The 15,754-nt window shown below is 66.1% G+C and carries 12 protein-coding genes and 1 riboswitch; of the genes, 7 read left to right on the top strand and 5 right to left on the bottom strand.

The genetic code is table 11. The annotated features are described in order from the left end of the window. Nucleotides 1–105: 105 nt before the first annotated feature. Entirely contained in the window at nucleotides 106–1,008 is a 903-nt protein-coding gene (locus tag BACI349Y_RS13750) for a bifunctional methylenetetrahydrofolate dehydrogenase/methenyltetrahydrofolate cyclohydrolase (RefSeq protein WP_159632580.1), read from the bottom strand. 3 nt (nucleotides 1,009–1,011) lie between these two features. Beyond that, nucleotides 1,012–2,310 (bottom strand): serine hydroxymethyltransferase, encoded by a 1,299-nt coding sequence (glyA, locus tag BACI349Y_RS13755; protein ID WP_159632581.1) that lies wholly within the window; start codon nucleotides 2,308–2,310, stop codon nucleotides 1,012–1,014. Nucleotides 2,311–2,456: 146 nt separating this feature from the next. After that, nucleotides 2,457–2,542: riboswitch (ZMP/ZTP riboswitch) on the bottom strand. Between the two features lie 43 nt (nucleotides 2,543–2,585). Here glyA and purU point away from each other — a divergent pair. Together purU and BACI349Y_RS13765 are read left to right on the top strand one after the other, a co-directional pair. Next, complete coding sequence (purU, locus tag BACI349Y_RS13760) at nucleotides 2,586–3,446, top strand: formyltetrahydrofolate deformylase (protein ID WP_159632582.1); 861 nt, start codon at nucleotides 2,586–2,588, stop codon at nucleotides 3,444–3,446. An 82-nt stretch (nucleotides 3,447–3,528) separates the two neighbouring features. Beyond that, nucleotides 3,529–4,056 carry a gamma carbonic anhydrase family protein gene (locus BACI349Y_RS13765; RefSeq protein ID WP_159632583.1) on the top strand — a complete coding sequence of 176 codons (528 nt, stop codon included), beginning with the start codon at nucleotides 3,529–3,531 and terminating at the stop codon, nucleotides 4,054–4,056. Here BACI349Y_RS13765 and BACI349Y_RS13770 read toward each other — a convergent pair. Both BACI349Y_RS13770 and BACI349Y_RS13775 read right to left on the bottom strand, forming a co-directional pair. Further along, entirely contained in the window at nucleotides 4,053–5,789 is a 1,737-nt protein-coding gene (locus BACI349Y_RS13770) for a flavin monoamine oxidase family protein (protein WP_201302446.1), read from the bottom strand. The genes BACI349Y_RS13765 and BACI349Y_RS13770 overlap by 4 nt on opposite strands. Beyond that, nucleotides 5,786–7,312 carry an amino acid permease gene (locus BACI349Y_RS13775; RefSeq protein WP_159632584.1) on the bottom strand — a complete coding sequence of 509 codons (1,527 nt, stop codon included), beginning with the start codon at nucleotides 7,310–7,312 and terminating at the stop codon, nucleotides 5,786–5,788. Before BACI349Y_RS13775 ends, BACI349Y_RS13770 begins: the two co-directional genes overlap by 4 nt. 197 nt (nucleotides 7,313–7,509) lie before the next feature. Between BACI349Y_RS13775 and BACI349Y_RS13780 the strand changes: the two genes are divergently transcribed. Then, complete coding sequence (locus BACI349Y_RS13780; protein ID WP_159632585.1) at nucleotides 7,510–9,117, top strand: PucR family transcriptional regulator; 1,608 nt, start codon at nucleotides 7,510–7,512, stop codon at nucleotides 9,115–9,117. 35 nt (nucleotides 9,118–9,152) lie between these two features. Here BACI349Y_RS13780 and BACI349Y_RS13785 read toward each other — a convergent pair whose 3' ends face one another. After that, the gene (locus BACI349Y_RS13785) at nucleotides 9,153–10,013 is read right to left on the bottom strand and encodes a nitrilase-related carbon-nitrogen hydrolase (RefSeq protein WP_236560834.1); all 861 of its coding nucleotides are present in this window, start codon (nucleotides 10,011–10,013) and stop codon (nucleotides 9,153–9,155) included. Nucleotides 10,014–10,248: 235 nt separating this feature from the next. On the opposite strand from BACI349Y_RS13785, the gene BACI349Y_RS13790 reads away from it, so the two are divergent. The 4 genes from BACI349Y_RS13790 (at nucleotide 10,249) to BACI349Y_RS13805 (ending at nucleotide 15,602) form a co-directional block, all read left to right on the top strand. Next, the gene (locus BACI349Y_RS13790; protein ID WP_159632586.1) at nucleotides 10,249–11,439 is read left to right on the top strand and encodes an ROK family transcriptional regulator; all 1,191 of its coding nucleotides are present in this window, start codon (nucleotides 10,249–10,251) and stop codon (nucleotides 11,437–11,439) included. 131 nt (nucleotides 11,440–11,570) lie between these two features. Beyond that, entirely contained in the window at nucleotides 11,571–13,130 is a 1,560-nt protein-coding gene (gene mmsA / locus BACI349Y_RS13795; protein WP_159632587.1) for a multiple monosaccharide ABC transporter ATP-binding protein, read from the top strand. Nucleotides 13,131–13,174: 44 nt separating this feature from the next. Then, nucleotides 13,175–14,458, top strand: coding sequence for a multiple monosaccharide ABC transporter permease (mmsB, locus tag BACI349Y_RS13800; protein WP_159632588.1), 1,284 nt, complete (start codon nucleotides 13,175–13,177; stop codon nucleotides 14,456–14,458). Between the two features lie 49 nt (nucleotides 14,459–14,507). Next, a complete protein-coding gene (locus BACI349Y_RS13805) occupies nucleotides 14,508–15,602 on the top strand; it encodes a substrate-binding domain-containing protein (protein ID WP_159632589.1) in 1,095 nt (364 codons plus the stop codon). The last annotated feature ends 152 nt before the right edge of the window (nucleotides 15,603–15,754 follow it).

Raw genomic sequence — 15,754 nt, forward strand, 5'->3', positions numbered from 1 at the left:
ACGGCCGCGCCTGGCTTAGCCTGCGCTGCGATTAAACGGCCGACGGCGGCCCGGCACCTTCCCTGCGAAAGGTACCGTGCCGCCGTCGAGCGGTTTGGGCCGGGACTACTCCCCGACGCCTGCTGCGCGTTCGGCAGCCTCCACAACGTTGGTCATCAGCAGCGCCACGGTCATGGGGCCTACTCCACCGGGGTTCGGTGAGATCCAGCCGGCCACCTCGGCGGCGGCAGGATCGATGTCCCCGTAGACGCGGCTCTTGCCGGTCTCCGGATCGGTCTCGCGGGTGACGCCGACGTCCAGCAGGGCAGCGCCCGGCTTCACGTCCGCGGCCTTGACGATGTGCTTCACGCCCGCCGCGCCCACAATGACGTCCGCCTGCTTCAGCAGCTCCGAGAGGTTGGTGGTGCCGGTGTGGGTCAGGGTCACGGTGGCGTTGACGTCCCGCCGCGTGAGCAGCAGGCCGATCGAGCGGCCGATGGTGACGCCGCGGCCCACCACCACCACGTGCTTGCCGGCCAGGCTGTACCCGTTGCGCTCCAGCAGCTCGATGACTCCCCGCGGGGTGCACGGCAGCGGGGTGGTGATCTTGTTGTTGACGTTCAGCACCAGCCGGCCAAGGTTGGTGGGGTGCAGCCCGTCGGCGTCCTTGGCGGGGTCTATGCGCTCCAGGATGGCGTCCGTGTCCAGGTGCTTGGGCAGCGGCAGCTGCACGATGTACCCGTGGCAGGCGGGGTCCGCATTGAGTTCGTCAATGAGGGCCTCTACCTGTTCCTGGGTGGCGTCCGCCGGGAGCTCGCGCTGGATGGAGTTCATCCCGATCTGCACCGACTGCTTGTGCTTCATGGAGACATACAGCTGCGAGGCAGGGTCGGCGCCCACCAGCACAGTGGCGATGCCGGGAGTGACGCCCTTGGCCTTGAGTGCGGCCACGCGTTCGGTCAGCTCGGCCTTGATGGCAGCGGCGGTGGCCTTGCCGTCAAGGATCTGTGCGGTTGTGGTTTCAGTCATTGCTTACCACTGCTCGTGCTGCGGGTAGAGCGGGAAGTCGGCCGCCAGCTTGTCCACGCGGGCCTGGAGGGCCTCGACGTCGGCGCTGCTGCCTGCCTTGAGGGCGGTGGCGATGATCTCGGCAACCTCGGTGAACTCGTTGGCGCCGAAGCCGCGGGTGGCCAGGGCCGGGGTGCCGATGCGCAGGCCGGAGGTGACCATCGGCGGGCGGGGGTCGAACGGCACGGCGTTGCGGTTGACGGTGATGCCCACGGAGTGCAGGAGGTCCTCGGCCTGCTGGCCGTCCAGCTGCGAGTTGCGAAGGTCAACCAGCACCAGGTGCACGTCGGTGCCGCCGGTGAGGACGGAGACGCCGGCTTCGGCGACGTCGGCCTGGTTCAGGCGGTCGGCGATGATCCGGGCGCCTTCCAGGACGCGCTCCTGGCGCTCCTTGAATTCCTGGGTGCCGGCGATCTTGAAGGCCACGGCCTTGGCAGCGATGACGTGCATCAGCGGGCCGCCCTGCTGGCCCGGGAAGACGCTGGAGTTGAGCTTCTTGGCCCACTGTTCCTTGGCAAGGATCACGCCCGAGCGGGGACCGGCGAGGGTCTTGTGCACGGTGGAGGTGACGACGTCGGAGTGCGGCACCGGGCTGGGGTGCAGACCGGCTGCCACCAGGCCGGCGAAGTGTGCCATGTCGGTCCAGAGGAGCGCGCCCACTTCATCGGCGATGGAGCGGAAGGCGGCGAAGTCCAGGTGGCGCGGGTAGGCGGACCAGCCGGCGATGATCACCTGGGGCTTTTCGGCGATGGCCTGCTCGCGGAGCTTGTCCATATCGATGCGGAAGTTGTCTTCCTCCACCTGGTAGGCAGCCACGTTGTACAGCTTGCCGGAGAAGTTCAGCTTCATGCCGTGGGTCAGGTGGCCGCCGTGGGCCAGGGACAGGCCCAGGATCTTGTCGCCGGGGGTGATCATGGCGGAGAGCGCGGCGGCGTTGGCCTGCGCGCCGGAGTGCGGTTGGACGTTGGCGAACTCGGCGCCGAACAGGGCCTTGACCCGATCGATGGCCAGCTGTTCTGCAACGTCGACGTATTCGCAGCCGCCGTAGTAGCGGCGGCCCGGGTAGCCCTCGGCGTACTTGTTGGTGAGGACGGAGCCCTGGGCTTCCATCACGGCGCGGGGCGCGAAGTTCTCGGAAGCAATCATTTCCAGGGTGCCGCGCTGGCGGCCGAGCTCCTGATCAAGGACTGCGGCAATTTCGGGGTCAAGCTCAGCCAGCGGCTGGTTGCTGACGGCTGTGGTTGAGGTGGCTGTAGTAGTCACGAAGAACTCCTGGCTAGGGATACGGGCACTGCTTAGGTCAGGCTACCGGCTGGCGCGCTTCCGCACCGCGTTGATGACAGGGCGTGAAAGCCCGGCATGGTGCTGCTGTGCTGACGCAGGGGCAACCCCAATTCCGGCAAGACATGACCCTCGGCCCAGGCGTACGATCCGTGGTCTTCGTGATTGCCGCTCCCTGGTGGTTAGCCACCCAACGCCAGTTGCGACCCTTCCAGCCTACCAAAACCGGCACCCGCGGCGCGGGTAGGCTATTACGCGTGAATCAAGAGCAGCTGAACCAAGCGTACGTCGTCACCCTGTCCTGCCCGGACCGCCCCGGAATCGTCCACGCCGTGGCCGGAGCCCTGCTGGTTGCAGGGTGCAACATCATGGACTCGCAGCAGTACGGCAGCCCTTCCACCGGCAACTTCTTCATGCGCGTGGAGGTGACCACGGCAGCCCCCAAGTCCGAGCTGCGGGCGGCGCTGGAACCGGTGGCGGAAGCGTTCTCCATGCAGTGGAACCTCGATACCGTTGGTGACAAGGTGCGCACCCTGGTGATGGCCAGCACCTCGGCGCACTGCCTCAACGACCTGCTCTTCCAGCAGCGTTCCGGCACGCTCCCCATTGAAATCCCCGCCATCGTCTCCAACCACCAGGACCTGGCAGGGCTCGCCGAGTTCTACGGCATCCCGTTCCACTACATCCCCGTGACCAGGGACACCAAGGTCCAGGCCGAGGACAAGCTCCGCGCCCTCATCGCCGAACACGACATCCAGCTGACCGTCCTGGCCCGCTACATGCAGATCCTCTCCGACGAGCTCTGCACCGACCTGACCGGCAAGGCCATCAACATCCACCACTCGTTCCTGCCGTCCTTCAAGGGTGCCAAGCCGTACCACCAGGCGCATGCCCGCGGCGTGAAGCTGATCGGCGCCACGGCACACTATGTGACCGCCGCCCTGGACGAGGGCCCGATCATCGAACAGGAAGTCATCCGCGTGGACCATGCGCGCACGCCGGAGCAGTTCGTGCAGATGGGCCGCGACGTGGAGGGCCGCACGCTGGTGCAGGCCGTGCAGTGGCACGCCGAGCACCGGGTGCTGCTGGACGGCAACCGTACGGTGGTCTTCAACTAGGTCGCAGTAGATGCCGTTTTGAAGCCCCAAAACGGCATCTTTTGCTACTCAGTTGGGTGGAGGGGTGGCTTAGGGTGAAGCCATGGCTCCTCTCTACCCTTTCGCCGGCAATTCCCCGGCTGTCCATGAATCAGCGTTCGTGGCCCCGTCGGCCTCGATCATCGGCAATGCCATCCTGGGCCCGGACGCCAGCGCCTTCTACGGCGTCTCCGTCCGGGCCGACACCGCGGCCATCACCGTGGGCGGCGGAAGCAACCTGCAGGACAATGTGGTGCTGCACGCCGACCCCGGCTTCCCCTGCACGCTGGGCCAGCGGGTCAGCGTGGGGCACGCCGCCGTCGTGCATGGCTGCACGGTGGAGGACGACTGCCTGATCGGCATGGGCGCCACCGTCCTCAACGGGGCAGTGATCGGCGCCGGCTCGCTGGTGGCCGCCGGCGCCGTGGTGCTCGAAGGTACGGTGGTTCCGCCCCGCTCGCTGGTGGCGGGCGTGCCCGCCAAGGTGCGCCGCGAACTCACCGATGAAGAGTTCGACGGCGTCCGCGCCAATGCGGCGCGCTACGTGGAACTCGCGGCGAAACACCGCGAGCTCCACGCTTCTGAAGGCTAATCCAGGCTGATCGGCCCGAACTCGTCCAGCAGGTCGCCTGGGCCCGGGTTCCCCGGCGCCGATGACCCGCCCAGGTGCTTCACCACGCCCCACACCGCGTTCAGCCCGGTGGTCACGGCGCCTTCTGCCCAGCCGGCGGTGAAGGAGACGTCGTCGCCCCCCAGGAAGATGCCGCGCTGGGATTCCGGCAGCCTGTCCTGCTTGAAGTGCGTGAACAGCCGCTGCTGGTAGCGGTAGTGTCCGGGGAGGTTGGCCTTGAAGGCGCCCATGAAGTTGGGGTCCGCCTCCCAGGACACGGTGATGGGCTGGCCCACGATGTGCCCGGCGATGTCCACGCCGGGGTAGATCTGCTCCAGCGAGTGCAGCATCAGTTCCACGCGCTCGTCCGCGTCCAGGGCCAGCCACTTCAGGGCGTCGTCATTCCAGGTGTAGGACAACAGGATGACGGCGGGCTGGTCCGGGCCGTTGTCCAGCAGGTAGGTGGCGCGGTTCAGCCTGTCCGTCAGCGTCATGGACAGGACCTCATTGCCCGTTTCGGGGTCGATGTCCTTCCAGAAGGGCCGGTCCACCATCACAAAGGTCTTGGAGGACTGCATGTAATGCGATTTCTCCATGGCGGTCCACAGTTCGGCCGGGAACAGTGCCTCCTCGGTGTGGATGCGGGTGGACAGCAGCCACGACTGGCAGGTGGTAACGACGGCCGGGTAGCTGGCCTCGCGGCCCCAACGCTCCCGGACCCGCAGGTTGCCGTCAGGGTCCCGGCTGATCTTCCCCACAGCGCCGCGGGGCGAGCCGGAGTGCAGCGAGGCCAGGGAGGTGCCGGCCGGCCAGTGCACCATGTCCGACGGCGCGTGCTGCCACAGTGCCTCGGGCAGCCGCTGCGCTCCCCCGCGGATCAGCCGGTGCTGGTCGTCTGCGTCGGTGTAGACCACGCGGAGGATTTCCAGGATGGAGTTGGGGAAGTCCGTGTCCCAGCCGCCGGTGCCGAACCCCACCTGGCCAAAGGCTTCACGGTGGGCGAAGCCTGCCTTCTTAAAGGACTCGCTGGCGGCGATGAAACCGTAGAAGGTCTGCTCATCCATGAGCGGGAGCAGCTCATTCCAGAGTTCCTTGATCCTGGCCATGTCCCGCGCCTTGATGGCGTCCTGCATCTCCACGAACCTGGCGCCGTCGTTGACTGCTGCCTTCCAGGCGTCGGCCACTTCGCGGAAGAACGGCGGAAGGTCGCCCGGCTTTTCCGCGTAGTACTTCTTGCCTGCCAGTTCGATCACCGTGCTGGAGGTGGCCTCGGCCAGGGGGTTGGGGAAGTCCTGGGTCTCCAGGCCCAGCAGGTCCACGTAGTGGTAGAAGGCCTTGCCGGAGACCGGGAACCGCATGCCGCCCAGGTCCGCCACCACGCCGGGGGCCGCCGGGAAGGCTGCGGTGCGGAGACGGCCGCCGATCTGGTCCGCTTCATAGACCACGGGCCGCAGTCCGAGTTTCATCAGTTCATAGGCGGTCACCAGCCCGGACAGCCCGGCGCCGATGACGGCCACCTCCGTGCCGTACAGCTCCGGCGGGACGGTTCCCAGTCCGTCCGCGTGGGCCAGGTAGTGGTCGTAGCTGAACGGGAAATCGGGGTTCAGCATGGTGATGGGAGCTGCCTGTTCACCGGCGCCCCGCCTTGCCGCGTCCGCCGGCGGCGTGGAGGTGCTGGAGGGGTCGGAGGCAGGCAGCTCGGTGGCGATGGTCATGATTGTTCTGCTTTCACAGGTTCCTGGCCGGGGGCCTTGGCGGTCAGTTCACGGTAGTCGAGCTCGCTCAGGGCCGCTACCTTGGAGTTCCGGCGTCCATAGCCGAAGTAGATGGCGATGCCCACGAGCATCCACGCGCCGAACACCACCCAGGTTTCGGCGCCAAGGTTTGCCATCAGGTAGGCGCACATGAGCGTGCCCAGGACGGGGGTGATGGGGTACAGCGGCACCCGGAAGCTGCGCTTCAGGTCCGGGCGGTTGCGGCGCAGGTAGATAACGGCCACGTTGACCAGCGCGAACGCGAACAGGGTTCCGATGCTGGTGGCGTCGGCCAGGGCGCCAAGCGGCACCAGCCCTGCGGTGAGGGCGACGGCGGTGCCGACGATCAGGGTACCGGCGGCCGGGGTGCCGGTGCGGGGTGAGACGCGGCTGAAGACCGCGGGCACCAGTCCATCCCGGGACATCGACATGAGGATGCGGGTCTGCCCGTAGAGGACGGTGAGGACGATGCTGGCGATCGCAAGGACAGCGCCGACGGAGAAGACCAACGCAACCCACGGCTGGTGCGTGGTCTCCTCGAGGATCTGGACCAGGGCGGCTTCGGTTCCGTCGAACCAGCCCCAGGGGCGGGCGCCGATGGCGGCAACGGCCACCAGGACGTAGATGCTGGTGACGATCACCATGGACAGCAGGATGGCGCGGGGCAGGTCGCGCTTGGGGTTCCGGGCTTCCTCGCCGGCCGTGGAGGCGGCGTCGAACCCAATGTAGGAAAAGAACACCCTGGAGGCGGCGGCGGAGACGCCTGCGGCCCCCATGGGCATGAGCGGCTCGAAGTTTCCTGCGTTGAAGGCGGTAAAAGCCACGGCGCAGAAGAACAGCAGGATGCCTACTTTGACGATGACGATGGCGGTGTTGATCCAGGCGCTTTCCCGGGCACCGCGGACCAGCAGGATGGTGGCGAGCACGACGATGGCCACCGCCGGAACGTTCACCAGGCCGCCGTCGCCGGGAGGCTGGGACATCGCGTCGGGCAGCACCTGCCCGAACACAGCCAGCGTTTCGTTGACGTACTGGCCCGCGCCGACGGCCACGGCGGCCACGGAAACGGCGTATTCAAGGACGAGGCACCATCCGCAGATCCAGGCCATGCCCTCCCCCATGGTGGCGTAGGAATAGGAGTAGCTCGACCCTGCGGCCGGGACCAGGCCGGCCATCTCGGCGTACGACACCGCGGAGAGCAGCGCGGCCAGGCCGGCGATGATGAATGAAATCCAGATGGCCGGTCCGGCCAGTGGAACCGATTCGCCGAGGATCACCAGGATGCCCGTCCCCAGGGTGGCACCCACGCTGATCATCGTCAGGTGCAGGACGCCGAAGCTGCGCACCAGGCCGGTTCCCCCACCGGCGCCTTCGGCTTCGCTGACCATGTGGCCTATTGGTTTACGCCGGAGCAGCTGGGCCCGGAGGCCGGGCCGTCCGATGGTTGGCGCGATGGGTTTTTCGGTGGTTACAGGCACAGTCACCGTTGACGTCCCTTCAGAGTAGTTGTCGGTTTCCCCTGACCAACATTGGCATGTGAGCCAACTCTCAACCTGGTGCAAAATGACTTATAGTGATCCACCGTGAGACTTTATGCACAAACGCAGCGGATCCTGCAATCCGGCGCCTGCAGCCGCCGGGTGCGCCGGCTGCCGGGTGCCGGTCGACGCCGGTGCGAGCCATGACTGTGGGACCCGCGGAGTCCGGACGGCTGAGCTTCGTCACCCTCCAGCAGTTCCTTGACCAGCTGCCGCCGCTGCTGAAAACGCTCCACGACGGCGGCAGCGGCGGCCGTCTGTTGCGGTGGGTTGAACCCAGCGAACTGGAGGACCCCACACCCTATTTGCCGGAGGGTGAGTTCCTGCTCACCGCCGGGCTTCCCTTCCTGGGCGACGGCGGCACTCCGGCCAGGGTGGATGCGTATGTCCGGCGGCTGGTGGAGGCCAAGGTGGCGGCCCTCGGGTTCGGGATCAGGCCCTACTTCGATGCCGTCCCGGACGTGGTGCTGGACGCGTGCCGGCGGCACAACCTCACCCTGTTCGAGGTGCCTGAGTCGCTTCCGTTCGCGGCGATCGGCCTCCAGTTCTCACAGCTCCTGGAGACTGACAATGCCCGGGTCTTCCGGCAGCTGGCGGAGACCAACCGGCGACTCATGCGGGCCGTCCTCTCCCCCAGGCCGGAGCATGAACTGCTGGCCGCCCTGGTCCAGCGCGTGCCGGTATGGGCGGTCATGGTGGGGGCGGACGGCCGGGTCCGGGCACGCGGCACCAGTGCCGGCGGCAGCACCGCCGTCGAACTTTCCCTGCTGGAACCGATGCTGGAACGGCTGCTGTCCGGCCGGGGCCCCCGGGTGGAGATGGACGGCTTTGACCTGCCGGGCTCGGCGCTGGTGGTGGGCCACCCGCTGCGCAGCACCAAGGATGCCAATCTTGGCGCCCTGGTTCTGGGCTCCGACGTTCCGCTGACCCCCGCACAGAACAACGTGGTCCAGTCCGCGGTCGGATTGCTCGAACTGCTGGTGCGGCAACGCACCAGCGGGTCGCTGGCTCCAAGCCAGCTGGCCACCGCCGTCCTGCTGCACCCCGAAAGCCTCACCGCGGGCGGGACCAGGCATGTGAACGGGCTCAAGGACCTGCTGGCGCAGAGCCTTTCCTCCACCCGGTCCGCGCCCATGCGGGTTGTGCAGGGCATCAACGTGGAAGCGCCCCAGTGGCCGGCAGGAGACGGCCCCGTCCGGGAACTGCTGCAGTGGCGCCGGATGCTCGACACAAAACTGGTGGAGATCACTGACTACGGCTTCGCCGCCGTGACCCGGCTCAGGGTGGATGATGCCCTGCTTGCCGATGTGGAGAAGCTCGGGTGGCGCCTGGTGGTGGGCGAACCGACCGAGCTCGCCGGCTTGTCCGCCGCCTACCAGCGGGCCACCTCCCTGCGCGGCCAGGTCCAGAGAAGCGGGCAGAGCATCCGGGCCGATGAGGTGTCCTGGTCCGTCACCGGACTGCTGGGCCGTGAGGCCGGGACTTTGCTGGCCGAACGCCTCCTGCAGCCGGTCCTGGCGCTGGAGCCGGACCGGCGCCATCCGCTGCTGTCTGTCCTCCGCGGCTGGCTCAGCGAGAACGGCAGCTGGGACGCGTCCGCCAAACTGCTGGGCCTGCACCGGAACAGCGTTCGGCGGCAGATCGGCGTCCTTGGCGAGCTGCTCCAGATGGACCTGAACCAGGCACAGGTGCGGGCAGAGCTGTGGATTGCGCTGCAGTACGCAGACAGCTTGGCGGGCAGGGCTGACTGAGGGACGGGACTGGCTGACGGGCTGACGGGCAGCGGCTAGGCGCCGATGCCCCCAGGGTGGCCCGGTTCCCGCAGCAGGGCTGCCTCCCACTCCCGGTACAGCCTGGGCCGGCGTTCCCGCAGGTACGGGACTGCATTGCGTGCTGCCCGGACGGCCTCCGTGCCCACCTCGGCAAACAGCAGCGCCGGGGCATCGCCGGCCTCGGCGAGGAGCGTCCCGTCGGGCCCCGCCACCACGCTTCCGCCCCCAAAAGCGTAGGCGTCCTCGCTTCCGCAGTGGTTGGCGTACGCCACAGTGAGCTGGCTTTCCAGCGCACGGGCGCGGACAAGCACCTGCGGTACTGCCTCGAAGCCGGCCGACAATGCGGTGGGCACCAGGAGCAGCTCGGCACCCCGGGCAGCAGCCGCCCGTGCGGCCTCGGGGAACTCGATGTCGTAGCAGATCAGCAGTGAGGTAGGGATGCCGTGGAAATCCACGACGGCGGGAGGTTCCGCGGCTGCGACAAATGCCTCGCGTTCCTCGTTGCCAAAGAGGTGCACCTTGGCGTAGTTGAGGATTTCCATGCCGTGGGCGTCCACCAGGGTGGCTGAAATGTGCCATCCGGCCGCACCGGCGGATGGTGGTTCAGTGCGCACCGGGACGGGCAGGCTGTAGACGAGCGCGATCCTGTGCCGGCGCGCGGTGTCCGCCAGGCGGGCGCGGATGGCGGGGAGGGCCGCCGGATCCAGTTCGCTGCGCAGCCGCAGCGGGGCATAGCCCACGGGAAACAGTTCCGGCGTGAGCAGCACGTCGGCACCGGCCTGCGCGGCCCAGCGGGCGGCATCGTCCACGGTGCGCAGGTTGGCCCCAATATCCAGGACCACCGCATTCGCCTGCAGGACGGAGAGCAGCATCATTACCACCTTCTTCATGCCCGGCCACGGGAACAGGGCTGGGCTGGATTGTTTCCGCCTACCAGCCTAGCCAGCCGCAGGCGGCGGATGACGGGTCGTTTGGACCCACCCGCAGGCATGCCGGGACGGAATGCACGGGGATCCGGCGTGGGCCCTGCGTACCGTTCCCAACTGCATTCGACGCAGCCATGCGTTAACTTCTTGACTACAAGCGCAGCGGTAGGGCAATCTTCTTAGCATGTCCGCAACTACGCGCTCAACGAGGAGCAAACCTAAAAATCCCGGATCGCAGTCCGCCCTGCGGCAGCTGAACCAGCAGCGGATTATCGAGACCCTGATGGGCGGCCCGTCCACCCAGGCGGAACTGGCCCGGCAGACGGGGCTGTCCACCGCCACCGTCTCCAACATCGTCAAGATCATGCTCGATTCCGGTCTGGCATCCACCGAGCCGATCACCAGCTCCGGGCGGCGGGCACTGAACGTGCGGCTGAACAGCAACGGCGCCGTGGCCGTGGGCATCGACTTCGGCCGGCGGCACCTGCGGGTGGTCCTCGCCTCGCTCAGCTACCACGTCATCGCCGAAGAATCGATAATGCTCCCCCTGGGCCACCAGGCGGATGACGGCATCCAGGCCGCGGTGGCGCTCCTGGAGAAACTGTTGCGGGAAAGCGGGGTGGAGCGCTCCTCGGTCGTGGGCGCCGGCGTCGGAATTCCGGGCCCCATCGACCGCCGGACAGGGACGGTGGCCCAGGGCGCAATCCTTCCCGAATGGGTAGGCATCAACATCCTCCAGCACCTTGAGGAAACCTTGAGAATCCCCGTCTTTGTTGACAATGACGCCAACCTCGGCGCCTGGTCCGAGGTGACGTGGGGGCAGCACTCCGGGGTCAGCAACCTGATGTTCATGAAGATCGGATCGGGCATCGGTGCCGGCCTGATCCTCAACGGCGCCCCCTACTACGGCAACGTGGGAATCACCGGCGAAATAGGGCACGCGACCATCCATGAGCAGGGCCTGGTGTGCCGTTGCGGCAACCGCGGCTGCCTGGAAACCATCGCCTCCACCACCACCATGATCGAGCTCCTCAGCCGCGGCGAAGACCCGCCGATGACTCCGGCCGACATTGTCCGCAAGGCCCTGAACCGCGACTCCGCCACCCTTAGGGTCGTGGACGATGCCGGACTGGCCGTGGGCCGCGCACTGGGCAATGTGGCCAACCTGATCAACCCTGAGGTCATCGTGGTGGGAGGGCCCCTGGCGGGCCTGGGCGACATTCTGCTGGACCCCATCCGCAGAGGATTGATCCGCCATGCAGTGCCCGTGATCGGCGAGACGACAACCCTCACCATGTCCTCGCTCGGGGACCGGGCGGAGGCGCTTGGCGCCGCCGCCCTGGTGTTCCAGCACGCCGGGATCCGCAAGGCGTAGACCATTTCGTTATCCAGCAATTGCGTTAAAGACTTGACGACAATAGCTGTGATCCAGTTTACTTTTGGTTCAGACGGCCCTGCGCTTTGCCGGCCGGACAAAGAAGTCATTGCATTGGAGGGTTAGGGCTCATGACGTCCCAGACCACGCACGCGGACCCGGTCATTCTCGAGATGCGGTCCATCACCAAGGAATTTCCCGGCGTTAAAGCCTTGTCGAACGTGAGCCTCCGGGTGAAGGCAGGCGAAATCCACGCCATCTGCGGCGAAAACGGCGCCGGCAAATCCACCCTCATGAAGGTCCTGTCCGGCGTGTACCCGTACGGAAGCTACGACGGCGACATCGTCTACCAGGGGCAGGTCCAGCAGTTCCGGGACATCAGGGCCAGCGAGCACGCCGGCATCGTGATCATCCACCAGGAACTGGCGCTGATCCCCGAACTGTCCATCATGGAGAACATCTTCCTGGGCAACGAGCCCACCAAGCGCGGCATCATCGACTGGGGCGAGGCCCGCCTGCGGTCCCTGGACCTCCTGGCCAGGGTCGGCCTGCGGGACGACCCCGATACCCCCATCAAGGAAATCGGCGTCGGCAAGCAGCAGCTGGTGGAAATTGCCAAGGCCCTGAACAAGTCCGTGAAGATCCTCATCCTGGACGAGCCCACCGCAGCCCTGAACGAATCGGATTCACAGCACCTGCTGGACCTGATGCTGGGCCTGAAGGCCAAGGGCATCACGTCGATCATCATCTCCCACAAGCTCAACGAGATCGAGCAGATCGCCGATTCCATCACCATCATCCGCGACGGCAAATCCATCGAGACGCTCGACGTCAAGAAGGACGGCGTGGATGAGGACCGCATCATCAAGGGCATGGTGGGCCGCACCCTCGAATCCCGGTTCCCGGACCACACCCCCAAGATCGGAGAGGTGTTCTTCGAGGTCAAGAACTGGACCGTGGGCCACCCCAACGTCCAGGACCGCCTGATCTGCAAGAACTCCAACTTCTACGTCCGCCGCGGAGAAATCGTAGGGTTCGCCGGCCTCATGGGCGCCGGACGCACCGAACTGGCCCGCTCCGTCTTCGGCCGCTCCTACGGCCGTTTCATTGACGGCCACATCTACAAGGACGGCAAGGAAGTGGTCCTCAAGAACGTCCGCCAGGCGATCGACGCCGGGCTGGGATACGTCACCGAGGACCGCAAGACCCTGGGCCTGAACCTCCTCGATGACATCAAGACCACCACCGTGGCAGCCGCCCTGAAGAAGATCAGCCACAACTCGGTGGTTGACCCCAACCAGGAGTTCACGGTGGCCGAGCAGTACCGCAAGTCACTGCGCACCAAGACGCCCTCCGTGGAGGAAGGCGTGGCCAAGCTGTCCGGCGGCAACCAGCAGAAGGTGGTCCTGGCCAAGTGGATGTTCACCGACCCGGACCTGCTGATCCTGGATGAACCCACCCGCGGCATCGATGTCGGAGCCAAATACGAGATCTACGGGATCATCCAGCAGCTGGCCAACCAGGGCAAGGGAGTCATCGTCATCTCTTCCGAACTGCCCGAGCTCCTGGGCTTGTCCGACCGCATCTACACCATCTTCGAAGGCGCCATCACAGGTGTCCTGAACAAAGACGAGGCCAGCCAGGAAAGCCTGATGAAGCTGATGACCTCCGCCACCCGAAAAGCCGCCTGACCCTCTGGCCCATCCAGAACCTTCCGGACACAAGGACTGACACCATGAACGCCCTCAAAAAGCTGTTTGGCGGCAACACCCGCCAATTCGGCATGATCTTTGCCCTCGTGGCCCTGATCATTTTCTTCCAGTTCGCCACCGAAGGCCGGACGCTGACCCCCGGCAACGTCATCAACCTCTTCAACGGCAACTCCTACATCCTGATCCTGGCCATCGGCATGGTGCTGGTGATCATCGCAGGCCACATCGACCTCTCGGTCGGCTCCGTCGCCGCGTTCGTCGGCGTCACCGTCGCCCTCGCCATCCGCGACTGGGGCATCCCGTGGTGGGCAGGCGTCCTGCTGGGCCTGGTGCTGGGTGCGGTCATCGGCGCCTGGCAAGGCTGGTGGACCGCGTATGTGGGCATCCCCGCCTTCATCGTGACGCTGGCCGGCATGCTCCTCTTCCGCGGCTTCAACCAGTTCGTGGGCAAGTCCAACACCATTCCCGTACCCAACGACTTCCAGTACATCGGCTCCGGCTACCTGCCCGAGGTGGGTCCGGACACCGGCTACAACAACCTCACGATCCTGATGGGTGTCGCAGTCGCGGTCTTCGTCGTGGTGGGCGAACTCCGCTCCCGGGCCCGGGCCAAGGCGCTCGGCGCCGAGGTCCCCGAAATGTGGGTCACCGTGCTGAAGCTGGTGCTCATCTGCGCCGCCATCCTCTACGCCACGTACCTCTTCGCCACCGGCCGTCCCGGCACCTCGTTCCCCATCCCCGGCCTAATCCTGGCCGTGCTGGTACTGATCTACGGCTTCATCTCCTCCCGCACCATCCTGGGCCGCCACGTCTACGCCGTCGGCGGCAACCGGCATGCGGCCGAACTCTCCGGCGTCCAGTCCAAGAAGGTCAACTTCCTGGTCATGATGAACATGTCCATCCTGGCCGGCCTGGCCGGCATGATCTTCGTGGGCCGCTCCACCGCATCAGGACCCTTCGACGGCGTGGGCTGGGAGCTGGACGCCATCGCCGCCGTCTTCATTGGCGGCGCGGCAGTGACCGGCGGTGTGGGTACCGTGGTCGGCTCCATCATTGGTGGCCTGGTCATGGCAGTGCTCAACAACGGCCTGCAGCTCCTCGGCGTCGGCGCCGACCTCACCCAGATCATCAAGGGCCTGGTGCTCCTGATCGCCGTCGCCTTCGACGTCTACAACAAGTCCCAGGGCAAACGCTCCATCATCGGCATGCTGACCCGGAACATGAACCGTCCCTCCGGCGGACCCAGCAGCCCCATCCAGCCCGACGAAACCACCTCCACCAAGGAAGCGATCGCCAGGGAAGCCTGAAGTTTGCAGCCTGAATACCGTTCCATCACTCAAAGAAAGAGAACCAACAATGCGAATGTTTGGTAAAGCAGGAAAGGCCGCAGCGGTAGCTGCCATCGCAGCACTGGCGCTGACGGGCTGCGGCCGCTCGGAGCCGTCCGGCGGGTCCAGCACCGGTGCCACGGGATTCGACCAAAAGTCCTCCATCGGCGTTGCCCTCCCCCAGAAGACCAGTGAAAACTGGGTCCTGGCCGAAAAGCTGTTCAACGACGGCCTCAACGGTGCCGGGTTCAAGGCTGACGTCCAGTTCGCCAACGGCGGCGTGTCGGAGCAGCAGAACCAGATCAGCGCCATGGTCACCAAGGGTGCCAAGGTCATTATCGTGGGCGCCATCGACGGCTCCCAGCTGGGTACCCAGCTCAAGCAGGCCAAGGACGCCGGCGCCACGATCATCGCGTACGACCGCCTCCTGCTGAACACGGACAACGTGGACTACTACGTGGCCTATGACAACTTCAAGGTCGGCGTGCTCCAGGGCCAGGCCCTGCTGGACGGCATGAAGGCGAAGAAGCCCACTGGTCCGTACAACATCGAACTGTTCGCCGGTTCCCCGGACGATGCCAACGCCAAGGTGTTCTTCAACGGTGCCATGAGCGTCCTGAAGCCCAAGATCGACGACGGCACCCTGAAGGTCGTCTCCGGGCAGAACAGCTTCGAGCAGGCCGTGACCCAGGGCTGGAAGGCTGAAAACGCCCAGCGCCGCATGGACACCCTGCTCAGCGGCAGCTACACCAGCGCCAACGTGGACGGCGTCCTCTCCCCCAACGACACCCTGGCCCGCGCAATCCTGACCTCGGTCAAGGCTGCCGGCAAGCCGATCCCGGTTGTCACCGGCCAGGACTCCGAGGTTGAGTCGGTCAAGTCGATCATCGCAGGCGAGCAGTACTCCACCATCAACAAGGACACCCGCAAGCTCGTTGAGCACGCCATCACCATGGTCAAGGACCTGCAGGCCGGCAAGAAGCCTGAGGTCAACGACGACAAGTCCTACAACAATGGCAACAAGGTTGTTCCCGCCTACCTGCTGGAGCCGGTCATCGTGACCTCGGCCAACGTCAAGACGGCCTACACGGACGATCCCGTACTCGGCCCGATCACCAAGTAACACAGTCGGTAACGCCGGGTAAACCCCGGCAAGCGGAAAGCCCGGTCCTTCAACAGGACCGGGCTTTCCTGCGTCCTGCCTCAACAGCAACATCCTTCACAGGCCAAACACAGGTCCGGCCGGATTGCGGCACAGGATGCCCGGCGAGGGTT

The sequence above is a fragment of the Arthrobacter sp. 8AJ genome (assembly GCF_902506025.1).
Classification (GTDB): domain Bacteria; phylum Actinomycetota; class Actinomycetes; order Actinomycetales; family Micrococcaceae; genus Arthrobacter.